This is a genomic window from Streptomyces sp. SYSU D01066-1 (genome assembly GCF_054956795.1).
The window spans coordinates 252,342-276,918 of sequence record NZ_JBUDHV010000002.1 but is presented as its reverse complement, the minus strand read 5'-3'; the positions used below and the strand labels follow the sequence as shown (position 1 = coordinate 276,918).

The following is a 24,577-nucleotide window of genomic DNA, read 5'->3' as shown; positions in this document are numbered from 1 at the left end:
ACCCCCTGCGTGGCCATGGAATCCGCCGGGCTGTCCACGATCGTGGGCGCGGTGCGCACGCTCCCGGGGATGGCGGTCGGTGCCCTGGCCGCCGCCCGGGTGCGGTCGCGCGGGGCGATCGCGCAGGCGGACGCGGTGCCGGCGCAGGCCGACATGACCTGCCGGGCGGTTCTCGACCAGACGCGCGTCGCGCGACGCGCCGCGCATGAGCAGCGGCGCCGGGAGATCAGACGGGACGCCTCCGCGGTGTTCGTCACCGCGCTCGACGAGGTGAAGGAACTGGCCGCCCGGCCCGAACTCCTCGACGCCGCCGCCCTGTCGGCCGCCTCCCGCGCGGTGACGGCGGCCTTCGCGGTGGTGGAGCCGGAGGGCCCGGCCCCTCTCACGGCCCTCGCGCGGACGGCACAGCGGCGTTGCCTCGTGGCCGACGAGCACGCCCGACGGCCGGCACCCCGCGCCACCGCCATGCGCGCGCTGACTACGGCAACCGGCGCCGCGACGGACCAGGCCGACAGCGGGCCCCCGTCCGCCCTCGCCCGCGCGGCCCACCGGGCACTGACCCGACTGCGCGAAGCCGCCTGCCGCCACGACACCGGCCGAGCGGACCGGTCCGCCTCCGCATCCGCGTGCCACCGCGCGGCCGAGGTCCTGGACGCGTGCGGCCTGTTCACGGCCGAACAGCGGCACGCCCTGCTCGGCGGCCCCTCATGGGAGGCGGCCTGCGCATGGTCGGCGAACACGCCCAATTCCTCCGGCAGTTCGACGCGGCACGCACCGACTTCGTCCCCGCGGCCCGCGAACTCCTCGACACCGCCACCGACCGCCGATGAGACGGCGGTGCCGTGCGGGGCCGGAGCGCCGGCCGCCCGCACGGCACCGCCCACCGCCCTTACCGCACGAGCACGACCGAGTTGATCGGCGTGAAGTCGTACGGCGCGTAGGCGCCCGTGGCGCGCTGCACGGGGTAGCAGTTGGTCCCGTTGTACCCCTTGCAGATCTGGAAGCCGGCGCCTCCCGTCTGGTTGTTCACGATCACCCGGGTACCGGTCACGTTGGACAGGTTGTGGGCGCCGTAGCTGTAGAAGATGTTCTTGTTCAGGATGGTGCCGTTCGTCTCGCGGATGCAGACCGCGCCGGACGGACAGGGCGTCGCGGCCGTGGCGCTCGGCGCCAGGGTGACCCCGAGGGCACCCAGGGCGAGAGTCATGCCGGCGACCGTTGCAGCGAGCTTGCGCAATGTTCCCCCTATGCAGGGATGCCCCGGTTTGGGCATCTCGTACGTCGAAAGTAGCCGGGCCGATGAGGGCACGCCAGGGCACCGGGACAACTCGCGCGTTGTGGTGTGAGTGGGATTCAGGAGGCGGACGCGTCATCGGCGTTGCGACAGATGTCCGGATCGCTCCCCTTGTGCGACGCGTGTCCCGAAAAGGGATGGCGCTTCGGTCCGAAGTGCCATCCCTTCTCAGGCGGGGACACCGCCACCCCCGACCGCCCCCCGCTCCCCCTGCTGCCCCCACCCACCGTCACCCGCTTGTCCGGCCCGGTGTGTCCCGGGCCGCGACGGCGCTCCGCGGCTCCGAGACCCCCCACGCGCCCGTCCGCACCTTCCCGGCGCCCTCCTTCACCGCCTTCGTCGAGTCCTTCGGGCAGACGGCGAGCGAGGCGGAGGCGCAGGTGCTCCCGACGCCACCCCCACCCGACCGCTCAGGACTTCCGCGCCTTCCGCAGCGCCGCGCCGACAGCCTCCTCGTCCCGGCCGAAGACCGCCTTCTCCAGGCTGTCGTCGTCCTTCCGGGAGAACCGCTCCCCGAGCGACACGTCCTCCTTGCTCAGCACCCGCCCGCACCACTCGCCCTGCCCGGCGACATGGTCGTCGAACGGCACGGCCGCGCCCTCCCCGAGCACCACCCAGCCGTCGTCGACCCAGCGCAGCGCGAGCAGGTAGGTGTGCCCGGTCTCCAGCCGGGGCGCCGCCGCGGCCGTCCGCTTGACGCGCGTACCGCTCTCGTAGACCCGCCACCCGGGGGCGACCATGTCGAATCCGTCGCCCAGTTCGTGCCGGGGCGACCCGGCGGACCACAGGACATCGTCCGCGCGGAAGGTCACCTCCCGGTCCGCCGTGTACTTCACCGATCCCTCGGTGTAGTCCTCCCGGTTGATCTCCTTCTCGCCGGTGGGCGTCGCCACGACGACGTGGTCGGCGCCAGTGACCCAGTCCGACGCGGTCTGCGACGCGTAGGCGTCCTGCGGGATGCCGCACCCGACCACGGTGTCCAGACCTCCTCGGCCGACCAGTACGCCGGCGAGCACCCCGGCGGCGGCCAGGGCCGCGGCGATGGGCCGGCCGGGCAGACGGTCGAACAGGGCGGGACGCGCGGATCTCATGAGGGGACACCGTTCCAGGAGCGACTTGGTGCAAGACAAGACGATCAACGGGCCTGAACGGTTACCGCGAAGATCGACATCCGTGTAACAGCCGCCCCGCACCCTGCCCCAGGGCCTCCCTAGGGCCTGCCGTCCTTCCCGTACCGCCGGAACTCCGACGTCTCCACGGTCCACAGCCCGAACGGCACCGAGTCGCCGAAGACGTACGGCTCCTTGCTGAGGTAACGGCCCTTGCAGGGCTCGGAGTGCACCTCGATCGTGCCGGTGCGCGGGTCGACGATCAGGTGGAGCGGGATGCCCATGGCCGGACAGTCGGCCAGCTTCGCGTCGTAGTCGTTGCTCGGGTCGGACGGAGAGACGATCTCGATGACGGCCAGCACCTGCGCAGCGTCGACGGCGAGCCCCTCCTCGTCCAGGGCGGTCTCGGGATGACCACGGCGCCGGGCCGGCGCATGCGGCCGATCGCCGGGTGCTCGATCTCGGGGCCGTTCTCGCAGACGTGGCCCGGGCGGGTGGCAGGAAGCTGCGTGTTGAGCTGATTGCGGATGCGTCGGATCGTGCCCTTGTGCCGCTTCGAGGGACACATCATGGCCAGTATCGGACCGGACGGCCCGATCTCAACGCTCCAAGCTCCTTCGAGCTGCTCGGCGTAGGACCCGAGATCCGCAGCGATGGCGCGCATCTCGGCGTAGTCCATGCGTCAGGACTACTGAGCGACTCCCTGCCGGACCGTCCGCTGTCACAGCCCCCCGGTACCGTCGAACCATGAACGACCAGTCCGCGGCGGCCCCCGGCGAACGGCGGCTCGCCGTGCTCGAAGGCGTCCTGGAGCGCATCACGTACGCCAACGAGGAGAACGGCTACACGGTCGCCCGCGTCGACACCGGCAGGGGCGCCGGCGACCTGCTCACGGTGGTCGGCGCGCTGCTCGGCGCGCAGGTGGGGGAGTCGCTGCGGATGGAGGGCCGCTGGGGGTCGCATCCCCAGTACGGCAAGCAGTTCCACGTCGAGAACTACACCACCGTCCTGCCCGCCACCGTCCAGGGCATCCGCCGCTACCTCGGTTCCGGTCTGGTCAAGGGCATCGGGCCGGTCTTCGCCGACCGCATCACCCAGCACTTCGGCCTCGACACGCTCACCGTCATCGAGGAGGAGCCCAAGCGGCTGATCGAGGTCCCGGGCCTGGGGCCCAAACGCACCAAGAAGATCGCCGACGCCTGGGAGGAGCAGAAGGCGATCAAGGAGGTCATGCTCTTCCTCCAGACGGTGGAGGTGTCCACCTCCATCGCCGTGCGGATCTACAAGAAGTACGGCGACGCCTCGATCTCCGTCGTGAAGAACCAGCCCTACCGGCTCGCCGCCGACGTCTGGGGCATCGGGTTCCTCACCGCCGACAAGATCGCCCGGTCCGTCGGCATCCCGCACGACAGCCCGGACCGGGTGAAGGCCGGGCTCCAGTACGCGCTGAGCCAGGCCACCGACCAGGGGCACTGCTACCTTCCCGAGGAGCGGCTGATCGCCGACGCGGTCAAACTGCTCCAGGTCGACACCGGGCTCGTCATCGAGTGCCTCGGCGAACTGGCCGCCGAGCCGGAGGAGGAGGGCGCGGACCCCGGCGTCGTACGGGAGAAGGTGCCCGGCCCGGAGGGCGGGGAGCCCGTCACCGCCGTGTACCTGGTGCCCTTCCACCGGGCCGAGCTGTCGCTGGCGGGGCAGCTGCGGCGGCTGCTGCGGGCCGAGGAGGACCGGATGCCGGGCTTCCAGGACGTCCGGTGGGACAAGGCGCTCGGGTGGCTGAAGGGGCGCACGGGCACGGATCTGGCGCCCGAGCAGGAGGCCGCCGTGAAGCTGGCGCTCACCGAGAAGGTCGCCGTGCTCACCGGCGGGCCGGGCTGCGGCAAGTCGTTCACGGTCCGCTCGGTGGTGGAGCTGGCCCGCGCGAAGAAGGCCAAGGTCGTGCTCGCCGCGCCCACCGGGCGGGCCGCCAAGCGGCTGGCGGAGCTGACCGGTGCCGAGGCGTCCACCGTCCACCGGCTGCTGGAGCTGAAGCCGGGCGGCGACGCCGCCTACGACCGGGACCGGCCGCTCGACGCCGACCTGGTGGTGGTCGACGAGGCGTCGATGCTGGACCTGCTGCTCGCCAACAAGCTGGTGAAGGCCGTTCCGCCGGGAGCGCATCTGCTGTTCGTCGGGGACGTGGACCAGTTGCCGTCCGTCGGCGCCGGCGAGGTCCTGCGCGACCTCCTCGCCGACGGCGGCCCCGTCCCCGCCGTCCGCCTCACCCGCGTCTTCCGCCAGGCCCAGCAGTCGGGCGTGGTGACCAACGCGCACCGGATCAACTCCGGTCAGCACCCGGTCACCGACGGCATGAAGGACTTCTTCCTCTTCGTCGAGGACGACACCGAGGAGGCGGGCCGGCTCACCGTCGACGTGGCGGCCCGGCGCATCCCGGCCAGGTTCGGGCTCGACCCGCGCCGGGACGTGCAGGTACTGGCGCCGATGCACCGGGGACCGGCCGGCGCGGGCACGCTCAACGGGCTCCTCCAGCAGGCCGTCACCCCGGGCCGCCCCGACCTCCCCGAGAAGCGGTTCGGCGGACGTGTTTTCAGAGTCGGCGACAAGGTCACACAGATCAGGAACAACTACGAGAAAGGGGAGAACGGCGTCTTCAACGGCACGGTGGGCGTCGTCACCTCCCTCGACCCGGTGGAACAGCGGCTGACCGTGCTGACCGACGAGGACGAGGAGGTCCCGTACGACTTCGACGAACTGGACGAGCTGGCGCACGCCTACGCGGTGACCATCCACCGCTCGCAGGGCAGCGAGTACCCGGCGGTGGTGATCCCGGTGACCACGGGGGCCTGGATGATGCTCCAGCGCAACCTGCTGTATACGGCGGTCACCCGGGCGAAGAAGCTGGTCGTCCTCGTCGGTTCGCGCAAGGCCATCGGGCAGGCGGTCCGCACGGTCTCCGCCGGACGGCGCTGCACGGCGCTGGATTTCCGGCTCGGGACCCCCACCGCGTAACAAATGATCGATCAAATGAGTCGCGAAGGTCACAGACCACTTCCCGAAGGGGGGCGCAGGGGGCAGTATGAGCAAGTTGGCGGCACTCAGTGCCGCCGATAGGCCCGATGGTCGACCCCGAGTGCACTCTCCTGAGCCAAGTGGGGGATGGTAGAGACAGTCAGGGCACCTCGAAGATGAGGCACTACGTCGGTGAGGGAAGACGTGAGCGACAACTCTGTAGTACTGCGGTACGGCGACGGCGAGTACACCTACCCGGTGATCGACAGCACCGTCGGCGACAAGGGCTTCGACATCGGGAAGCTCCGCGCCCAGACCGGTCTGGTCACGCTGGACAGCGGTTACGGCAACACCGCCGCCTACAAATCCGCCATCACCTATCTGGACGGCGAAGCCGGCATCCTCCGCTACCGCGGTTACCCGATCGAGCAGCTGGCCGAGCGCTCCACCTTCCTGGAGGTCGCCTACCTGCTGATCAACGGCGAGCTGCCGACGGTCGACCAGCTCACGGCGTTCCAGAACGAGATCACGCAGCACACCCTGCTGCACGAGGACGTCAAGAACTTCTACAAGGGCTTCCCGCGCGACGCCCACCCGATGGCCATGCTGTCGTCGGTGGTCTCGGCGCTGTCCACGTTCTACCAGGACAGCCACAACCCGTTCGACGAGCAGCAGCGCAACCTCTCCACGATCCGCCTGCTCGCCAAGCTCCCGACGATCGCGGCGTACGCGTACAAGAAGTCGGTCGGCCACCCCTTCGTCTACCCGCGCAACGACCTCGGCTACGTCGAGAACTTCCTGCGCATGACGTTCTCGGTGCCGGCTCAGGAGTACGACCTCGACCCGACGGTCGTCGCGGCCCTGGACAAGCTGCTGATCCTGCACGCGGACCACGAGCAGAACTGTTCGACCTCCACGGTCCGCCTGGTGGGTTCGTCCCAGGCCAACATGTTCGCGTCGATCTCGGCCGGCATCAACGCGCTGTGGGGCCCGCTGCACGGCGGTGCCAACCAGTCGGTGCTGGAGATGCTGGAAGGCATCCGCGACGCCGGCGGCGACGTCGACTCCTTCATCCGCAAGGTGAAGAACAAGGAGGACGGCGTCCGCCTGATGGGCTTCGGCCACCGGGTCTACAAGAACTTCGACCCGCGCGCCAAGATCATCAAGGCCGCCGCGCACGACGTCCTCTCCGCCCTCGGCAAGTCCGACGAGCTGCTGGACATCGCCCTGAAGCTGGAGGAGCACGCGCTCTCCGACGACTACTTCGTCTCGCGCAGCCTCTACCCGAACGTCGACTTCTACACCGGTCTGATCTACCGGGCCATGGGCTTCCCGACCGAGATGTTCACGGTCCTGTTCGCCCTGGGCCGGCTGCCGGGCTGGATCGCCCAGTGGCACGAGATGATCAAGGAACCGGGTTCCCGCATCGGCCGCCCGCGCCAGATCTACACCGGCGTGGTCGAGCGCGACTTCGTCCCCGTCGAGGAGCGCTGAGCCCCGGGGAACCGTCCAGGGTCCCGTACCGCCTCGCGGCGGTGCGGGACTCCTTCGTTTCGTTTGCGGGTGCGCCCGGTGGTGTTCACGTCCGCTCGCGGACGCGCCCGGCGGCGTTCCCGGACAAGCGGAAGGCGCCCTGGCGCCGGTCCCCCCACGGGCCGGCGACCAGGGCGCCTTCCCATGTCCCGGTGCGGATTCCCCCCACGGGATCCGGCCGGGCGTCTGAGAGAACAGCGCCTGAATCGCTGTACTGCTGTGCCATCTCCGTACTGCTGCGGTCTGCCGGGACAGCGCACCTCGGGAGGGCCGCTCAAAGCTTCCCGGTGTACGTACTGCCCCGGCAACGCTCCCCCGGCTCTCAACTGCGTTCGAGCCGGGAGGTGCCCCCATCCGGGAAAGTCCCCCAAGACATCCCCGGACGCCAGTTCGCGCCCCCCAAGACGCTCCCTGACATTGTCAACTTAGACCTTCGAACCCCTCCGTTGGTTACGTTCGGGCCACTGTGAGCTGCGTCTCCCACCCATGTCCGTCAGATGGACGGGAGACCGGTATGCCGAACGAGACCCCAGCGTAAGGAAGATGCGCGAGCCTTGTGAAGAGCTTATGGGAGACGGGTGCCGGACTCCAGGGGTACCGGTGGTTCGAGACCTCAGTGAAATGTGCGCAGCCGGAGGCTGTTGGTGACGACGAAGACGGAGGAGAAGGCCATCGCCGCCCCCGCGATCATCGGGTTGAGCAGTCCGGCGGCGGCCAGGGGGAGGGCGGCGACGTTGTAGCCGAAGGCCCACACGAGGTTTCCCTTGATCGTCGCGAGGGTGCGGCGGGAGAGCCGGATGGCGTCGGCGGCGACCCGCAGGTCACCCCGGACCAGGGTCAGGTCGCTCGCCTCGATGGCGGCGTCGGTGCCGGTCCCCATCGCCAGGCCGAGGTCGGCGGTGGCGAGCGCGGCGGCGTCGTTGACCCCGTCGCCGACCATGGCGACCGTACGGCCCTCGGCACGGAGGCGTTCGACGACGGCGACCTTGTCCTCGGGCAGCACCTCGGCGATCACCTCGTCGATGCCGACCTCGCGGGCGACGGACTCGGCGACGGCACGGTTGTCGCCGGTGAGCAGGACGGGGCGCAGACCGAGCGCGCGCAGCCGGGCCACCGCTTCGGCGCTGGTGTCCTTCACCGCGTCGGCCACGGCGACCATCCCGCGCGCCGTGCCGTCCCAGCCGACCAGGACGGCCGTACGTCCGGCCCGCTCGGCCGCCCCGGCGGCTTCCGCGATCTCCTCCGGGACCCGCTCGAAGAGGCGCCCCACGGAGACCTCGCGGCCCTCCACGCGCCCGCGCACGCCCCGTCCGGGCACGTTCGCGAACTCCTCGACCGGGGGGAGCGCGCCGACGCGCTCTTCGGCGCCGGCGGCGACGGCCCGGCCGACGGGGTGCTCCGAGGCGTGCTCGACGGCACCGGCCAGGCGCAGCAGCTCGCGCTCGTCGGTGCCCCGGGCGGCGTACACCGTGTGCAGGGTCATGCGGCCGGTGGTGACGGTGCCGGTCTTGTCGAGGACGACGGTGTCGACGCGACGGGTGGACTCCAGGACCTCGGGGCCCTTGATGAGGATGCCGAGCTGGGCGCCGCGCCCGGTGCCGACCAGGAGGGCGGTGGGGGTGGCCAGGCCCAGCGCGCAGGGGCAGGCGATGATCAGGACCGCGACGGCCGCGGTGAACGCGGCCACCGTGTCGCCGGTGGTGCCCAGCCAGACCCCGAAGGTGCCCGCCGCGATCAGCAGCACCACCGGGACGAATATCCCGGAGACGCGGTCGGCGAGGCGCTGGACGCGGGCCTTGCCGTTCTGGGCGTCCTCCACCATGCGGGCCATGCGGGCGAGCCGGGTGCCGGCGCCGATCCGGGTGGCCTCCACCACCAGCCGGCCGCCGGCGTTGACCGTGGCGCCGGTGACGGTGTCCCCGGGCGCGACGTCCACCGGCAGGGACTCGCCGGTCAGCAGTGAGGCGTCCACCGCCGAGGTGCCCTCGACGACCGTGCCGTCGGTGGCGATCTTCTCGCCGGGGCGTACGACGAACAGGTCGCCGACCGCCAGCCGGTCCGCCGGGACGCGCACCTCGCGGCCGTCGCGCAGCACGGTCACGTCCTTGGCGCCCAGCTCCATCAGGGCCTTCAGCGCGGCGCCCGCGCGCCGCTTGGAGCGGGCCTCCAGGTAGCGGCCGAGCAGGAGGAAGGCGGTGACGCCGGCGGCCACCTCCAGGTAGATCGCCGAGGAGCCGTCGGCGGGGGAGACGGTCAGCTCGAAGGGGTGGCGCATGCCCGGCATGCCGGCGTCACCGAGGAACAGCGCCCACAGCGACCAGCCGAACGCCGCGAGGGTGCCGAGCGTCACCAGGGTGTCCATGGTGGCGGCGCCGTGGCGCAGGTTGGTCCAGGTGGCGCGGTGGAAGGGGAGGCCGCCCCAGACGACGACGGGCGCGGCCAGGGTGAGCGAGAGCCACTGCCAGTTGTCGAACTGCGCGGCCGGGATCATGGCCAGCAGCACGACGGGCAGGGCGAGCAGCGCGGAGACGGCCAGCCGGCGGCCCAGCTCCGACAGCTCCGGGTCGTGCTCGGCCGGCCGGGCCGCCGTGCCGGCGGCGGGCTCGGGCTCGGGTGCGGGCGGGGGCGGTTCCTCCGCCGTGTACCCGGTGCGCTCCACGGTGGCGACCAGGTCGGCGATCCGCGTGCCCGGCGGGTGGGAGACCAGGGCCTTGCCGGTCGCGTAGTTCACCGTGGCGGTGACGCCGTCCATGCGGTTGAGCTTCTTCTCGACGCGGGCCGCGCAGGAGGCACAGGTCATGCCCCCGATGCGCAGTTCGGTCCGCGAGCGGCCGTCCGCGTCGTCCACCGGGGACGGCGCGGACGGGGGCGGCGCGGACGGGGGCGGCGCGGACGGGGTGCGGGCGGTGGTGGTCATGCTCCGGCTCCAGACGGCCGACCGGGCGCACGCGACGCGGCCCGGCCGCGAGGGGGTGGGGTTGTCCAGTGCGCGAGCGCGCGGCGGCGCGCGTGCGGGCGGCGTGCGGGCGAGGGGCGGGCCGGGCCGCTCAGGCGCGGCCGGCCAGCTCGAAGCCCGCCTCGTCCACGGCGGCGCGCACCGCCTCCTCGTCCAGCGGCGTCTTTGAGGTGACGGTGACCTCGCCGGTGGAGGCGACGGCCTTCACGGAACGGACACCGGGGATCCCGCCGATCTCGCCGGCGACGGCGCCCTCGCAGTGTCCGCAGCTCATCCCGCTCACCTTGTAGACGGTGGTGACGGAATCCGAGGTGCCGGTAGGGGCGGTCATGTCTACTCCTCGTCGGGGTGTGTGGGTGGGGTACCCGTGACCCGTGGTGGGATCACTCACTCTCCAGCATACCCCTAGGGGGTACGGGTGTGGGGTACCGGGAGCCGGCCGTCCGGGGTCAGTGCTTGCGGCGTCCCCCTCTGCCCGGCCGGGACGCCACCCACGCGCGCACCGTGTCGGCGTACCAGTAGGGCTTGCCGTCCTCGACGTGGTCGGGCGGGGGCAGCAGGCCGTGCTTGCGGTACGACCGCACGGTGTCCGGCTGCACCCGGATGTGGGCCGCGATGTCCTTGTAGGACCAGAGGGTTCGGTCGGTCATGTGTCGCGCCTCCCCGCGCGCGCCACGGGGCGGCCGGGAACGGCCGTCGGGGAACCGGGCGCCGCGCTGGCGATCGTCGGGAGCTGTGACCGGTCAACGACTCCGCGTGACCGGCGGACGGGGACCGTGCGCGGCTGTGACGGAGGACCGGCGGACCCGCGACAGCCGTGACACGGCCGGGGCGTTCGTGACAGAAGTGCCGCACGGCGGTGCGCCGTACGGCGGGCGTGGCGCGTTGACACCGAGGGAAGGGTTCGGGTACGGCAGGGCCGGGACCGACCGACACCGAGGGGCCGCGTATGGCGTACGACGTGATCACCATGGGACGGATCGGGGTCGACCTCTACCCGTTGCAGACGGGCGTCCCGCTGGCGCGGGTCACGTCCTTCGGGAAGTTCCTCGGCGGCTCGGCCGCCAACGTGGCGGTCGCCGCCGCCCGCCTCGGCCGCCGTACGGCGGTGATCACCCGCACCGGCGACGACCCCTTCGGCGCCTACCTCCACCAGGCCCTGCGCGACTTCGGCGTCGACGACCGCTGGGTCACCCCGGTGCCCGGACTGCCCACCCCCGTCACCTTCTGCGAGGTCTTCCCGCCGGACCACTTCCCGCTCTACTTCTACCGGCAGCCCAAGGCCCCCGACCTGGAGCTGGACGCCGACGGCCTCGACCTGGACGCCGTGCGCGCCGCCCGGATCCTCTGGGTCACCGGCACCGGCCTGTGCGCGGAGCCCAGCCGCACGGCGACCCTCGCCGCCCTCGCGCACCGCGCCGGGACCGGCACGACCGTCTTCGACCTGGACTGGCGCCCCATGTTCTGGGACGCGCCGGACGCGGCCCGCCCCTTCTACCGGGAGGCCCTGCGGCACACCACCGTCGCCGTCGGCAACCTCGACGAGGTGGAGGTCGCCACCGGCCTGCGCGAACCGCGCGCCGCCGCCCGCGTCCTCCTCGACGCGGGCGTGCGGCTCGCGGTCGTCAAACAGGGCCCCGAGGGCGTCCTCGCCGTCGACGACCGGGGCGCCGCCGTCCGGGTCCCGCCGCTGCCGGTCGACGTCCTCAACGGCCTCGGCGCGGGCGACGCCTTCGGCGGCTCCCTCTGCCACGGTCTGCTGGCCGGCTGGGAGCTGGAGCGGACCATGCGGTACGCCAACGCCGCCGGCGCCCTCGTCGCCTCCCGCCTGGAGTGCTCCTCCGCCATGCCGACCGCCGACGAGGTGGCGGCGGCGCTCGCGGCGGGGGCCGTGCGGTGACCGGGCCGCGCCGGCCCGGGAGCGCCCCCGGCGCGGCGGCACCCCCGCACCTGTCTACGCCAGGTCCGCAACCGCAGACACTGTGTCGGGCCCGGCGCCGGGTCCCCGCCTGATGGGATGTCCTCCGTACCGACCCCCTGACCCCGGCCCCTGGTCCGCGAAGGAGTTCACTGCCATGACGGACATCGTCAACCACTGGATCGGCGGCAGGACCGTCGAAGGCACCTCCGGCAGGTTTGGACCGGTGACGAACCCGGCCACCGGCGCGGTCACCGCCCACGTCGCCTTCGCCTCGGCCGAGGAGGTGGACGCCGCCGTCGCCGCCGCCCGGGAGGCGTACGCGACCTGGGGACAGTCCTCGCTCGCCCGGCGCACGGAGATCCTCTTCCGCTTCCGCGCCCTGCTGGACGCCCACCGCGACGAACTGGCCGAGCTGATCACCGCCGAGCACGGCAAGGTGCGCTCCGACGCCCTCGGCGAGGTCGCCCGCGGCCTGGAGGTCGTCGACCTGGCCTGCGGCATCACCGTGCAGCTGAAGGGCGAGCTGTCCACCCAGGTCGCCACCCGCGTCGACGTGGCCGCCATCCGGCAGCCGCTGGGCGTGGTCGCGGGCATCACGCCGTTCAACTTCCCGGCGATGGTGCCGATGTGGATGTTCCCCCTCGCCATCGCCTGCGGCAACACCTTCGTGCTCAAGCCGAGCGAGAAGGACCCCTCGGCCTCGCTCAGGCTCGCCGAGCTGCTCACCGAGGCCGGCCTGCCCGACGGCGTCCTCAACGTCGTCCACGGCGACCGCACGGCCGTCGACCGGCTGCTGGAGCACCCCGACGTCAAGGCGGTGTCGTTCGTCGGCTCGACGCCCATCGCCCGCCACGTCCACGCCACCGCCTCCGCCCACGGCAAGCGCGTGCAGGCGCTCGGCGGCGCCAAGAACCACATGCTCGTGCTGCCCGACGCCGACCTGGACGCGGCGGCCGACGCGGCGGTGAGCGCCGCCTACGGCTCCGCCGGCGAGCGTTGCATGGCCGTCTCCGCGGTCGTCGCCGTCGGCGCCGCCGGCGACGTACTCGTCGACAAGATCCGCGAACGCGCCGAGAAGATCGAGATCGGCCCCGGCGACGACCCGGCCAGCGAGATGGGCCCGCTCATCACCAGGGCCCACCGCGACAAGGTCGCCTCCTACGTGGCGGGCGCGGCGGCCGAGGGCTGCGAGGTCGTCCTCGACGGCACCGGCTTCACCGTCGACGGCCACGAGGACGGCCACTGGATCGGCATCTCCCTGCTCGACAAGGTGCCCACCTCGGCGAAGGCGTACCGGGACGAGATCTTCGGCCCGGTGCTGTGCGTCCTGCGCGCCGAGACGTACGAGGAGGGCCTCGCCCTCATCAACGCCTCCCCGTTCGGCAACGGCAGCGCGATCTTCACCCGGGACGGCGGCGCCGCCCGCCGCTTCCAGCTGGAGGTGGAGGCCGGCATGGTCGGCGTCAACGTGCCGATCCCGGTCCCCGTCGGTTACCACTCCTTCGGCGGCTGGAAGGACTCCCTCTTCGGCGACCACCACGTCTACGGCAACGACGGCACCCACTTCTACACCCGCGGCAAGGTCGTCACCACCCGCTGGCCGGACCCCTCCGAGGCCCCCTCCGGCGTCGACCTGGGCTTCCCGCGCCACCACTGACAGCGCGCCCCGGGGTCCGTCCGCACCGCGGACGGGCCCGTTTTTTTACGCCCGGCCGCTGCGGTTCCCGCAGTACGGCAATGCGCGCTCCCCACGGCCCTGTTGTGTCCTGATGGCCATCCTGTGCCCCCATGAGCTGCGGATTCCGTAGGTGATCACCCATTGACGGCACGCTTTTCGTCGGGGTTAATGCTGCGCAACCGGGAGCGGACCACGAGGAGTACCAGTACCGCCTGAGCCGCCGGAGGCGATAGCGCTCCCGTCCGTCACCCTCTGCCGCACGAGTCGATCGGACCGCCGCATGACCGACACGCTCCGCCCTGCCGAACCCCTCGTCCCCCCGGCGCCGGACGCCGGCACCGGCGGCCCCCGGACCCTGAAGCGTTCCATAGGCGTCGTCGGCGGCACCCTGCTGACGCTCTCCTGCGTGACCCCCGCCTCCACCCTCTTCGTCGTCGTCCCCGACCTGTTCGGCTCCCTGGGCACCGCCACCGCCCTCACCATCGCCGTCGGCTCGCTGCTCTGTGTCGCCGTGGCGTTCTGCTACTCGGAGCTGGGCACCCTCGTCCCCAGCGCGGGCGGCGAGTACGCCATGGTCTCGACGATGGCCGGCCGGCTGGCCGGCTGGCTGGTGTTCGTCCTCTCCCTGCTGGTCGTCATGATCGTGCCGCCGGTCATCGCGATGGGCACCGCCGACTACCTCGCCCCGCTCGTCGACCTCGACCCGTCGGCCGCGGGCGCCGGCGTCATGCTGCTCGCCACCCTGGCCGGCCTGCTCGACCTGCGCGCCAACGCCTGGATCACCGGCGTCTTCCTGGTCCTGGAGGTCATCGCGGCGGCCCTGGTCGCGGTGCTGGGCTTCGCCCACGCCGAGCGCGGCCCCGGCAGCCTCGCCTCGATGGAGGTGGCCGGCGCGGACGGCCACGCCGGCCCCGTCACCGCCATGCTGGTCGTCTCGGGGCTGGCCATCGCCCTCTTCATCACCCAGGGCTTCTCCACGGCCGTCTACCTCTCCGAGGAACTGGAGGACCCGCGCCGCAACGTCGCCCGTACGGTCCTGGCCACCCTCGCCATCTCCACCGCGATCATCCTGGTCCCGGTCGTCGCCGTCACCCTGGGCGCCGCCGACCTGGCCGAGCTGACCGGCGGCGACCTCGGCGCCATGGTCACCGCCTGGTCCAACTCCGCCACCGGCACCTTCGTCAGCCTCTGCGTCGCCCTCGCGATCATCAACGCCGGCATCGTGATGGTCATCCAGAACTCCCGCGTCCTGTTCGCCTCCGCCCGCGACAAGGCGTGGCCCGGCCCGGTCAACGCCGTCTTCACCAAGCTCGGCCGCTTCGGCTCCCCCTGGGTCGCCACCCTCGCCGTCGGCATCCCCGGCGCGGCCCTGTGCTTCGTCGACCTGGACACCCTGTACGGCGTCACCGGCGTGTCCGTCACCGGCATGTACCTGCTGGTCGCGATCGCCGCCCTGCTGTCCCGCCGCGGCGACCACCGCCACACCGCCGCCTGGCGCATGCCCCTGTGGCCGGCGGTCCCGGTCCTGCTGATCGTCGTCCTGGCGTACATCCTGACCCAGCAGGAGACGGAGTACCTCCTGTGGACGGGCGGCACCGCGGCGGCGGCAACCCTCTACTGGGCCTGCTACCTGCGCCCGCGACGCGAGACCCGCTGGCTGGTTTCCATCCCCGAGGACGCGGAGACGGGCGTCCAGGGGAGCGGGGAACCGCGCGACTAGCCACGACGCGACGCGCCCCGCACCCGCCTGCCCCACCCGCGGTACCCCACCCGCGGTACCCACCCCCTGCGCGTACCTCCAGCGGAGGGGGCTTTTCTCACCCCCCGGTCGATAACATTCCGACAGGTGGACCCCGTACGGTTACCGCATGGATCTTCGACTGCACGGACCCCGCCGATGGCTGGCCGTCACAGCCGTCACCGTGCTGGCCGCCGCGGGCGTCGGCACCTGGGCCGCCGCGGCCGACGACGACCCCCCGCGGGTGACCCGCGCCGACAGAACCCTCACCACCGCCCCCGGCGTCCGCATCGACACCTCGTACTTCACCACCGCCGGCGACGGCGACCGCCCCGCCGTCCTCCTCGGCCACGGCTTCGGCGGTTCCAAGGACGACGTACGCGCCCAGGCCGAGGAGCTGGCCGCCGACGGCTACGCGGTCCTCACCTGGTCCGCCCGCGGCTTCGGCGAGTCCACCGGGAAGATCGCCCTGAACGCCCCCGACGCCGAGGTCGCCGACGTCTCCCGGCTCATCGACTGGCTGGCGAAGCAGCCCCAGGTCCAGCTGGACGAGGCGGGCGACCCCCGCGTCGGCATGGCCGGCGCCTCCTACGGCGGCGCGATCGCCCTGCTGACCGCCGGGCACGACGACCGCGTCGACGCCATCGCGCCCTCCATCACCTACTGGAACCTCGCCGACGCCCTCTTCCCGGACGGCGTCTTCAAGAAGCTGTGGGCCGGCGTCTTCGTCAACACCGGCGGTGGCTGCGCCCGTTTCGAGGACACCCTCTGCGCGATGTACGAGCGCGTCGCCGAGTCCGGACAGCCCGACGCCGCCGCCCAGAAGCTCCTCGAAGAGCGCAGCCCGCAGGCGGTCGGCGACCGCATCGACGTGCCGACCCTGTTGATGCAGGGCCAGACCGACTCGCTCTTCCCGCTCGGCCAGGCCGACGCCGCCGCCAAGGCGATCAAGGCGAACGGCGCCCCCGTCGACGTCGACTGGATCTCCGGCGGACACGACGGCGGCGACCTGGAGGGCGACCGCCTCCAGACCCGTACGAAGGCGTGGTTCGACCGCTACCTGAAGGACGACGGGAGCGCCGCCACCGGCCCCGCCTTCCGGGTCACCCGCACCCTCGGCACCGGCAGCGGCGACGGCGAACCCCGCCTCAGCGGCGCCGGCTCCGACAGCTACCCCGGCCTGACCGCCGACCAGCGCGCCATCGAACTCTCCGGCCGCGAGCAGTCCTTCGAGAACCCGGCCGGCGCCAGCCCGTCCTCCGTCTCCGCCCTGCCCGGCCTCGGCGCCTTTGGCGGCCTCTCCCAGCTCTCCTCCCTCGGCATCGGCGTCTCCCTGGACTTCCCCGGCCAGTACGCGGCGTTCGAGTCGCGGCCGGTGCGCGGCGGCCTCCAGATCACCGGCTCGCCCACCGTCACGGTCCACGTGGAGTCCACCTCCGACGAGGCCGTCCTCTTCGCCAAGCTGTACGACGTCGCCCCCGGCGGCGGCTCACAGGTCCTCCCCTCCCAACTGGTCACACCGCTGAAGGCCGAGGACGGCGAGGACGTCACGGTCACCCTCCCGGCCATCGACCACGACCTTCAGGACGGCCACCGCCTCCGCCTCGTCCTCTCCTCCACCGACCTCGGCTACGCCTCCCCGGCGTCCCCCGCGACGTACACGGTCTCCGTCAAGAGCGCCCTGAAGGTGCCGGCCCCCCTCGGCGCCACCGGCCAGGCGGCCGGGCTGCCCGCCTGGGTCTGGTGGGCGCCGCTCGCCGGCGCGGCCGTCGCCGCCGGACTGCTGCTGACCGCCCGCCGCCGCACCACCGCCCCGCCGCCCGACCCCGCCCTCGCCGAGGTCCCCCTCCAGATCACGGACCTGACCAAGAAGTACGCCAGGAACAGCGACCGGTACGCGGTCCGCGACCTCTCCTTCCGCGTGGAGAAGGGCCAGGTCCTCGGCCTGCTCGGCCCCAACGGCGCCGGCAAGACCACCACCCTGCGCATGCTGATGGGCCTGATCACCCCCGACGGCGGCGAGATCCGGGTCTTCGGGCACGCCATCGCGCCCGGCGCCTCCGTCCTCTCCCGGGTCGGCGCGTTCGTCGAGGGCGCGGGCTTCCTGCCGCACCTGACCGGCCGGGAGAACCTGGAGCTGTACTGGAAGGCCACCGGCCGCCCGCCCGAGGACGCCCACCTGGACGAGGCCCTGGAGATCGCCGGCCTCGGCGAGGCGCTCGCCCGCGCGGTGCGCACGTACTCCCAGGGCATGCGCCAGCGCCTGGCCATCGCCCAGGCCATGCTGGGCCTGCCGGACCTGCTCATCCTGGACGAGCCGACCAACGGCCTGGACCCGCCGCAGATCCGCGAGATGCGCGAGGTGATGATCCGCTACGCGGCGGCCGGCCGTACGGTCATCGTCTCCAGCCACCTCCTCGCCGAGGTCGAGCAGTCCTGCACCCACCTGGTGGTGATGGACCACGGCCGCCTCGTCCAGGCCGGCCCGGTCCGGGAGATCATCGGCTCCGGCGACACCCTGCTGGTGGGCACCGAGGAGCCGCTGGACGCCCCGGCCGTCGAGAAGGTCGCCGCCCTGCCCGGCGTGGCCTCCGCCGTGCCCGTCGACGACGGCCTGCTGGTCCGCCTGGACTCCGGCGCCACCGCCCGCCGGCTCGTCGCCGACCTGGTGCGCCTGGACGTCCCCGTCGCGTCGGTCGGCCCGCACCGCCGCCTCGAAGACGCCTTCCTCACCCTGATCGGAGACTGACGCATGCCCACGCCGATGGAGCGGGCCGAGGTCGCCGAGGGCTACCGCCCGGGCCGCACCCTGCCCGTACGGGTCGAACTGGTCCGCCAGCTCAAGCGGCGCCGCACGATGGTGATGGGCGGCATCATGTTCGCCCTGCCCTTCGTGCTGCTGGTCGCCTTCGCGGTCGGCGGCGCACCGGAAGGGCGGGCCGGCCAGGTCTCCCTGATGGACTCGGCCACCGCCTCCGGCGCCAACTTCGCCGCCGTCACCCTGTTCGCGTCCGCGGGCTTCCTCCTCGTCGTCCCCGTCGCCCTGTTCTGCGGCGACACGGTCGCCTCGGAGGCGAGTTGGTCCTCCCTGCGCTACCTGCTGGCGGCACCCGTCCCGCGCGCCCGGCTGCTGCTGTCCAAGCTGACCGTGGGCCTGGCCCTCTCCCTCGCCGCGATCGTGCTGCTGCCCCTGGTCGCCCTCGCCGTCGGCACGGCCGCCTACGGCTGGGGCCCGCTCCAGCTCCCCACCGGCTCCGCCCTGCCCACGGACACCGCCGCGGCCCGCCTCGCCCTGACGGTGGCGTACGTCTTCGTCTCCCAACTGGTCACCGCCGCCCTGGCGTTCTGGCTCTCCACCAGGACCGACGCCCCGCTCGGCGCGGTCGGCGGCGCGGTGGGGCTGACCATCATCGGCAACGTCCTGGACGAGGTGACGGCCCTCGGCGACTGGCGCTCCTTCCTGCCCGCGCACTGGCAGTACGCCTGGCTGGACGCCGTCCAGCCGCAGCTGGACCTCACCCGCATGGCGCAGGGCGCCTCGCTGTCGGTGACGTGCGCGCTGGTCCTGTTCGCCCTGGCCTTCCGGGGCTTCGCCCGCAAGGACGTCGTGTCCTAGTCGTGTCCCAGGGGAAGCGCCGAACCCTCCGCCCCGCCCCGCGCCACCGCCGCCTGGTTCCCGCGGTTTCGCCCCGGCTCCTATGCCGGGGCGAAACCGCGTCCCGCGCCGGTGACGCGGAGCGCCGCCGCGCCCGGACTTCCGGGACCCGAGCGCCCGCGGCCCCCGGCGCACCGGGAAGCGGGTGACCGCGCCCGCGTGGCCGGGGAGGGCCCGTCGGCCGTCCAGCAGCAGGCCGCCCGCGCCTTCACCAAGGCGCGGGCGGCGGCACCCGCGCCGGCGGCGGGGGCGTACGGGAACCCGCCCAGGCGACCGGGACGACGGCCCGGCCGGCCCGCCCCGAGCGGACCCGGCCCGGACCCGCCCGCCCTCTTGACTTTCTTACGCACCAGTAAGTTGACTCGTCGGTAAGTAAGCGACCGCCACGAGCAGGAGCCGCCATGGGCGTACGCAAGGATCTGAAACGGGCCGCACGCCACGCCGACCTGACCGCCCGCGCCCGGGCCGAGCTGGTCAGGGACGCCTCCGGCGCGGTGCGCGAGGTCCGCACCGCGCCCCTGGTGACACCCCCGGTCACCGGCTCCACCGCCGACATCCCGTTCACCAACGCCGCCGAGGCGCCCGACGCGGTCGTCCTGCGCCGCCAGGTGGACGGCGAGTGGCGGCCGGTGACCGCGGCGGCCTTCGCCGGTGAGGTGACCGCCGTGGCCAAGGGCCTGATCGCGGGCGGCCTGGAACCCGGCGGCCGGGTCGCCGTGATGGCGCGCACCCGCTACGAGTGGACGGTGCTGGACTTCGCGGTCTGGGCGGCCGGCGGACAGACCGTCCCCGTCTACCCCACCTCCTCCGCCGGCCAGGTCGAGTGGATCGTCCGCGACTCCGGCGCCCGGCACGTGGTCACCGAGACCGCCGAGCACACCGCCACGGTCCGCGCCGCCACCGCGGACCACCCCGCACCCCCGCGCGTGTGGGAACTGGACGCCGGCGCCCTTTCCGGCCTCACCGCCCTCGGCGCCGCCGTCCCCGACGAGGAGGTCACCAAGCGCCGCACCGCCCTGACCCCGGACGCGGTGGCGACCCTCTGCTACACCTCCGGCACCACCGGACGCCCCAAGGGCTGCGTCCTCACCCACGCCAACCTGCACGCCGAGGCCGCCAACACGGTCGAACTGCTCCACCCGATCTTCAAGGCGGCCACCGGCCAGGCGGCCTCCACCCTCCTCTTCCTGCCCCTCGCCCACATCCTGGGCCGCACCATCCAGATCGCCTGCCTGCTGGCCCGCATCGAGATCGGCCACTTCCCGAGCATCAAGCCGGCCGAACTCCGCCCCGCCCTCAAGTCCTTCCGCCCGACCTTCCTGGTCGGCGTCCCGTACCTGTTCGAGAAGATCCACGACACCGGCCGCGCCACCGCCGAGAAACTCGGCCGCGGCGCCTCCTTCGACCGCGCCCACCGCGTCGCCGTCCGCTTCGGCGAGGCCCACCTGGACCGGTTCCTCGGCCGGGGCAAGGGGCCCGGCCCCGGCCTGTGGGCCGCCTGGGCCCTGTACGACCTGCTGGTCTACCGCCGGGTCCGCAAGGAACTGGGCGGCCGCACCCGCTACGCCATCAGCGGCGGCTCCCCGCTGGAGCGCGACCTCAACCTCTTCTTCTACGCCGCCGGCATCATGATCTACGAGGGCTACGGCCTGACCGAGACCACCGCCGCCGCCACCGTCGTCCCGCCCCTGGAGCCCCGCCCCGGCACCGTGGGCAGGCCGGTCCCCGGCACCGCCGTCCGCGTCGCCGACGACGGGGAGGTGCAGGTCAAGGGCGACATCGTCTTCGGCGGGTACCGCGGCGACCCGGCGGCCACCGCGCGGGCCCTCACCGACGGCTGGTTCACCACCGGCGACCTCGGCGCCCTGGACGCCGACGGCTACCTCACCATCACCGGCCGCAAGAAGGACCTGCTGGTCACCTCCGGCGGCAAGAACGTCTCCCCGGCCGTCCTGGAGGACCGTCTGCGCAGCCGTCCCCCGGTCGGCCAGTGCCTGGTCGTCGGCGACAACCGGCCCTACGTCGGCGCCCTGATCGCCCTGGACCCGGACGCCGTCGCCCACTGGCTGTCGGTCCGGGGGCTGCCCCCCGGCACCCCGCTGTCGGAGCTGGCGCGCGACGAACGGCTGCGCGCCGACGTCCAGCGCGCCGTCGACCACGCCAACCAGGCCGTCTCCCGCGCCGAGTCCATCCGCGCCTGGCGCCTGATCGACGGCGGGTTCACCGAGGAGAACGGGCTGCTCACCCCGTCGCTGAAGGTGAGACGGCAGGCGGCGACGGCCGCGTACGCCCACGAGATAGAGGCGCTGTACGCACCTCGCCCCTGACCCGCGAGGGGACGGGACCCGGGCGGACGCCGTCTCCCGCCTCCCGGGCGCGCTCCTGGCCCCCTTCGCCGGCCGGCGGGACCGGCACGTCCGCCGGCCGGCGGGCCGGCACGCCGTCGCACCCGGCCCGCGTGGAACTCCCGCGCCGCCGGCCGGTGTCGTCGCCCGGGACGTCCGGGCCCCGGACCGGGTCCATGCCGACGACGCCGGCCGGGAGGCCGTCCGGACGGTGCGGGCTGGCCGAAGGAGCCCTGTGCGACGGCCGCCCGCGGGCTCGTGCCGCCGTGGGACGTCCACTCCTACGGCCGACATCCGGCGGTTCATGTGATCATCTCCCGCCCGCCGTCCGCCAAGGAATCCGGGAACGCCGTGCGGGCCGACCGGGTGAACGCCCGCAACCATTCATGTCCCGTCGGGTTGATGAGGCAGTAGGGCATGCGACGCCACGAGAAGGGAACGCGCAGTGCTCCAGACGGCAATGGCTGCCGAAGCGACCGCAGCTCCTGTCGGCGGTGTGCCGGTGGCGGCCGCCTTCACAGCGCTTGCACTGTCGCCTGCTCCGTCCGCGGTACCGGCCCTTCCCGCGGGAATTGCCGCCTGTGCACCCAGGCCGGACACGCGGTGACGCGAAACGGACGGACGACTCACGTTCCGCGGTGTTCCGCAGGGCATGAGCCCGGAGCGAGGGGGCATCGCCGACGCCGAAGCGGCGGCCGTCGAATCCGTACGTGTTCTTCTCGACGGGCGGTGCTCCGTGGCGTCCGGCACGTCGGTCTCCCGGCCGTGTCAGGGCCGACCGTGAAAGTCGATGTCCGTGCCGAGGCCGGCTCTCCCAGTCCTTCTAGCAGGAAGACAACCACATTGCGACAGACCCTGAGCAGGGGAGTGTTCGCGGCGGCCGCCGCCACGGGCATTCTGACCCTGTCCGCTACCCCCGTCCTCGCCGACGCCACCGCGGTGGGACACACCGAGGACGCTTCCGGGCTGCTGTCCGGGAACAACGTGCAGGTGCCGGTCGACGTGCCGGTGAACGTGTGCGGCAACACCGTGGGTGTGGTCGCGGCGTTCAGCGGCGCGTCCGGCAACTCGTGCGGCAACGTCTCGCACGGCGAGCGGTCGTCCAAGTCCTCGTACGGCGAGCGGTCGTCCAAGTCCTCGTACGGTGAGCGGTCGTCCAGGTCCTCGTACGGTGACTCCGCCGGTGGGGCCCGCGCGGTGGGGCGCACCGAGGACGCTTCCGGGCTGCTGTCCGGGAACAACGTGCAGGTGCCGGTCCACGCGCCGGTGAACGTGTGCGGCAACACCGTGGGTGTGGTCGCGGCGTTCACTGCCGCGTCCGGCAACTCGTGCGGCAACGTCTCGTACGGTGAGCGGTCGTCCAAGTCCTCGTACGGTGAGCGGTCGTCCAGGTCCTCGTACGGTGACTCCGCCGGTGGGGCCCGCGCGGTGGGGCGCACCGAGGACGCTTCCGGGCTGCTGTCCGGGAACAACGTGCAGCTGCCGGTCGGTGTGCCGGTGAACGTGTGCGGCAACACCGTGGGTGTGGTCGCGGCGTTCAGCCGCGGGTACGGCAACTCCTGTGCCGACACGGTGGACCGGTCACCCGAGCCGGGCTACGGCACCACCGACGACACGCCTCCGCCGGCCTCTCCTCCCGCGCGCGGCACCAAGACGCCGCCCGGGACCGACCGCGGGACGCCGCCTTCCACCGACCGCGGGACGCCTCCTCGGACCGACCGCGGCACGCCGCCCCGGGCCGGCGGTGAGGCGCCTCGCATGGCCGAGACCGGCAGTGAGGGCATGCTGGCGGTCTCGGCCGCCGGTGCCGTACTGCTCATGGGCGGGGCGGTGCTGTACCGCCGCGGCCGCGCCGCCCGCCGGTAGCCGTCCCCGGGTGCCGGTCGCGACCCGCCCGGCACCCACCGCCCCCTCCTGGCGCTGCGCCCCCGACCGACGCGAGCCACCACATCAGGTGGCCGAGCCGGGCCGGGGGCGCAGTGCTGTGCCGGTGCCGCGGTGACGGCGGCGGACGGTGCCGACGGCGGCGGGGGCCGCCGCCGGCTCACTCGGCGCCGGACGGTGCCACCCGTCAGTGGCTCACCGGCGTCGGCGACGTGCTTCGGCTGCCCGCTCCCGGCACCGGAACCGTTCCGTGGGCCGGAGCCGTCCTGAGCCGGCGGCGCACCCCGCGGACGAGTGTCCTCGCCGTGAACGTCGCACCGTGCACGAAACGCATGGCCGGACCGAAACCGGAGGCCGTCACCAGGCCCGCGAGGAACAGGCCGGGGTGGGAGGACTCGAAGTCGTGCCCGGTCGCCGGGGAGCCGTCGGGCAGGACCGCCAGCGTGTCGCACAGCTCGGCGGAGAGGATCCCCATCCGGTCACAGCGCGGGCGGAACCCGGTGGCGGCGATGACGTGCTCGGTCTCCAGCGTGCGCACGACGTCCTCGCGGTCCACCATGTCCAGCCGCACACCGCCCGGCACCGCACAGGCCGCGGTGACCTGGTGGCCCGGCAGCAGCTCCACCGCGCGCTCCACCCGGTCGCGCACCCACCACGCGCCGGCGGGCCCCAGGGCCGTGGCCGTGATCCGTGACCGGGACGACCGCGGCAGGCACCGGAAGAGGCCGGGGCGCTCGGAGTAGAACCAGTTCCGCCAGCCGGGGCCGAGCCCGCTGTGCGGGGAGCGGACCGACTGCGGCCAGGGGCGCTCCTGAGGCGGCGGCACATCGTTCCACCGCAGCCGCTCCGCCCGCGCCAGCACCCGCACCCGCGTGCCCTGCTCGGCGAGGAGCGCCGCGGTCTCCAGGGCCGCCTGGCCACCGCCGATCACCGTCACGTCCTTGCCGCGGAAGGGGGTGAGGTCCTTGTGGTGGCTGCTGTGCGTCACCAGGGCGGGGTGCAGCCCGCGCAACGCGGGCGGTACCTCGATGAACGGCATCACCCCCACCGCCAGCGCCACCGTACGCGCGTGCAGCACCTCTCCGTCCTCGGTGGCCACCGAGAAACCCCCGGGGGCCGACGCCACCCGGGTCACCGTGCGCTCGTCCACGGCCGGCACGGCGTGACGCGCGAACCACAGGCCGTACGCCGCGAACGCCTCGACCGGGATCGGCTGCGCGTGGCGTGCCGTCAGTCCGTGCTCCGCGCAGTAGACGTCCAGGCGCCAGCGCCCCTGCGGGTCGGAGAGGTTGGAGGCCCAGGGCTCCGATTTCAGGAACATGCCGCCGGGCATGTGATCCCGCCAGGAAGCCATGGGCCGGCCGAGCACGCGCACGTCCAGCCCGGCGGCCGCGGCGTGGGACGCGATCGACAGGCCGTACGGGCCCGCGCCCACCACCAGAAGGTCGTACATCA

General features: G+C 73.1%; 16 protein-coding genes and 1 pseudogene. 10 read left to right on the top strand and 7 right to left on the bottom strand.

The window, feature by feature from the left end; genetic code table 11:
• The first annotated feature begins 9 nt into the window (after positions 1–9).
• The gene (locus ACY1JF_RS03130) at positions 10–915 is read left to right on the top strand and encodes a hypothetical protein (RefSeq protein ID WP_462703390.1); all 906 of its coding nucleotides are present in this window, start codon (positions 10–12) and stop codon (positions 913–915) included.
• On the opposite strand, the gene ACY1JF_RS03125 is transcribed toward ACY1JF_RS03130, so the two are convergent.
• The 3 genes and pseudogenes from ACY1JF_RS03125 to ACY1JF_RS03115 form a co-directional block, all read right to left on the bottom strand.
• Complete coding sequence (locus tag ACY1JF_RS03125) at positions 890–1,207, bottom strand: hypothetical protein (RefSeq protein ID WP_462703389.1); 318 nt, start codon at positions 1,205–1,207, stop codon at positions 890–892. The genes ACY1JF_RS03130 and ACY1JF_RS03125 overlap by 26 nt on opposite strands.
• 497 nt (positions 1,208–1,704) lie before the next feature.
• Positions 1,705–2,385, bottom strand: a complete 681-nt coding sequence (locus ACY1JF_RS03120; RefSeq protein ID WP_462703388.1) for a hypothetical protein — start codon at positions 2,383–2,385, stop codon at positions 1,705–1,707.
• Between the two features lie 119 nt (positions 2,386–2,504).
• Positions 2,505–3,082 (bottom strand): annotated as a pseudogene (locus ACY1JF_RS03115) (Uma2 family endonuclease).
• A gap of 68 nt (positions 3,083–3,150) precedes the next feature.
• Between ACY1JF_RS03115 and recD2 the strand changes: the two are divergent.
• Both recD2 and ACY1JF_RS03105 read left to right on the top strand, forming a co-directional pair.
• Positions 3,151–5,412, top strand: coding sequence for an SF1B family DNA helicase RecD2 (recD2, locus tag ACY1JF_RS03110; protein WP_462703387.1), 2,262 nt, complete (start codon positions 3,151–3,153; stop codon positions 5,410–5,412).
• A gap of 204 nt (positions 5,413–5,616) precedes the next feature.
• A complete protein-coding gene (locus ACY1JF_RS03105) occupies positions 5,617–6,906 on the top strand; it encodes a citrate synthase (RefSeq protein ID WP_462703386.1) in 1,290 nt (429 codons plus the stop codon).
• Positions 6,907–7,558: 652 nt separating this feature from the next.
• Here ACY1JF_RS03105 and ACY1JF_RS03100 read toward each other — a convergent pair.
• The 3 genes from ACY1JF_RS03100 to ACY1JF_RS03090 form a co-directional block, all read right to left on the bottom strand.
• A complete protein-coding gene (locus ACY1JF_RS03100) occupies positions 7,559–9,862 on the bottom strand; it encodes a heavy metal translocating P-type ATPase (RefSeq protein ID WP_462703385.1) in 2,304 nt (767 codons plus the stop codon).
• Between the two features lie 130 nt (positions 9,863–9,992).
• Complete coding sequence (locus tag ACY1JF_RS03095; RefSeq protein WP_462703384.1) at positions 9,993–10,232, bottom strand: heavy-metal-associated domain-containing protein; 240 nt, start codon at positions 10,230–10,232, stop codon at positions 9,993–9,995.
• Positions 10,233–10,350: 118 nt separating this feature from the next.
• Positions 10,351–10,551 (bottom strand): helix-turn-helix transcriptional regulator, encoded by a 201-nt coding sequence (locus ACY1JF_RS03090; RefSeq protein ID WP_462703383.1) that lies wholly within the window; start codon positions 10,549–10,551, stop codon positions 10,351–10,353.
• Between the two features lie 299 nt (positions 10,552–10,850).
• Between ACY1JF_RS03090 and iolC the strand changes: the two genes are divergently transcribed.
• The 7 genes from iolC to ACY1JF_RS03055 all read left to right on the top strand — a co-directional run bounded on the left by iolC (position 10,851) and on the right by ACY1JF_RS03055 (position 23,104).
• On the top strand, positions 10,851–11,801 hold the full coding sequence (gene iolC, locus ACY1JF_RS03085; RefSeq protein WP_462703382.1) for a 5-dehydro-2-deoxygluconokinase: 951 nt from the start codon (positions 10,851–10,853) through the stop codon (positions 11,799–11,801).
• Positions 11,802–11,976: 175 nt separating this feature from the next.
• The gene (gene mmsA, locus ACY1JF_RS03080) at positions 11,977–13,479 is read left to right on the top strand and encodes a CoA-acylating methylmalonate-semialdehyde dehydrogenase (RefSeq protein ID WP_462703381.1); all 1,503 of its coding nucleotides are present in this window, start codon (positions 11,977–11,979) and stop codon (positions 13,477–13,479) included.
• A 301-nt stretch (positions 13,480–13,780) separates the two neighbouring features.
• The gene (locus tag ACY1JF_RS03075; protein WP_462703380.1) at positions 13,781–15,220 is read left to right on the top strand and encodes an APC family permease; all 1,440 of its coding nucleotides are present in this window, start codon (positions 13,781–13,783) and stop codon (positions 15,218–15,220) included.
• A gap of 148 nt (positions 15,221–15,368) precedes the next feature.
• Positions 15,369–17,987, top strand: a complete 2,619-nt coding sequence (locus ACY1JF_RS03070; protein ID WP_462703379.1) for a CocE/NonD family hydrolase — start codon at positions 15,369–15,371, stop codon at positions 17,985–17,987.
• 3 nt (positions 17,988–17,990) lie between these two features.
• Positions 17,991–18,854: an ABC transporter permease gene (locus ACY1JF_RS03065; protein ID WP_462703378.1), complete on the top strand. Its 864-nt coding sequence runs from the start codon at positions 17,991–17,993 to the stop codon at positions 18,852–18,854.
• A gap of 440 nt (positions 18,855–19,294) precedes the next feature.
• Positions 19,295–21,220 (top strand): AMP-dependent synthetase/ligase, encoded by a 1,926-nt coding sequence (locus tag ACY1JF_RS03060; protein ID WP_462703377.1) that lies wholly within the window; start codon positions 19,295–19,297, stop codon positions 21,218–21,220.
• Positions 21,221–22,081: 861 nt separating this feature from the next.
• Complete coding sequence (locus tag ACY1JF_RS03055; protein ID WP_462703376.1) at positions 22,082–23,104, top strand: chaplin; 1,023 nt, start codon at positions 22,082–22,084, stop codon at positions 23,102–23,104.
• 205 nt (positions 23,105–23,309) lie between these two features.
• Here the strand turns inward: ACY1JF_RS03055 and ACY1JF_RS03050 are convergent, their stop codons facing one another.
• Positions 23,310–24,575 carry an NAD(P)-binding domain-containing protein gene (locus ACY1JF_RS03050; protein WP_462703486.1) on the bottom strand — a complete coding sequence of 422 codons (1,266 nt, stop codon included), beginning with the start codon at positions 24,573–24,575 and terminating at the stop codon, positions 23,310–23,312.
• Between the last annotated feature and the right edge of the window lie 2 nt (positions 24,576–24,577).

Coding starts and splice junctions, on each gene's coding strand:
- ACY1JF_RS03050 (WP_462703486.1), bottom strand. CDS start 24,575: ATGTACGACCTTCTGGTGGTGGGCGCGGGCCCGTACGGCCTGTCGATC.
- ACY1JF_RS03100 (WP_462703385.1), bottom strand. CDS start 9,862: ATGACCACCACCGCCCGCACCCCGTCCGCGCCGCCCCCGTCCGCGCCG.
- recD2 (WP_462703387.1), top strand. CDS start 3,151: ATGAACGACCAGTCCGCGGCGGCCCCCGGCGAACGGCGGCTCGCCGTG.
- ACY1JF_RS03095 (WP_462703384.1), bottom strand. CDS start 10,232: ATGACCGCCCCTACCGGCACCTCGGATTCCGTCACCACCGTCTACAAG.
- ACY1JF_RS03125 (WP_462703389.1), bottom strand. CDS start 1,207: ATGACTCTCGCCCTGGGTGCCCTCGGGGTCACCCTGGCGCCGAGCGCC.
- ACY1JF_RS03070 (WP_462703379.1), top strand. CDS start 15,369: ATGGATCTTCGACTGCACGGACCCCGCCGATGGCTGGCCGTCACAGCC.
- ACY1JF_RS03090 (WP_462703383.1), bottom strand. CDS start 10,551: ATGACCGACCGAACCCTCTGGTCCTACAAGGACATCGCGGCCCACATC.
- ACY1JF_RS03075 (WP_462703380.1), top strand. CDS start 13,781: ATGACCGACACGCTCCGCCCTGCCGAACCCCTCGTCCCCCCGGCGCCG.
- iolC (WP_462703382.1), top strand. CDS start 10,851: ATGGCGTACGACGTGATCACCATGGGACGGATCGGGGTCGACCTCTAC.
- ACY1JF_RS03120 (WP_462703388.1), bottom strand. CDS start 2,385: ATGAGATCCGCGCGTCCCGCCCTGTTCGACCGTCTGCCCGGCCGGCCC.
- ACY1JF_RS03065 (WP_462703378.1), top strand. CDS start 17,991: ATGCCCACGCCGATGGAGCGGGCCGAGGTCGCCGAGGGCTACCGCCCG.
- mmsA (WP_462703381.1), top strand. CDS start 11,977: ATGACGGACATCGTCAACCACTGGATCGGCGGCAGGACCGTCGAAGGC.
- ACY1JF_RS03060 (WP_462703377.1), top strand. CDS start 19,295: ATGGGCGTACGCAAGGATCTGAAACGGGCCGCACGCCACGCCGACCTG.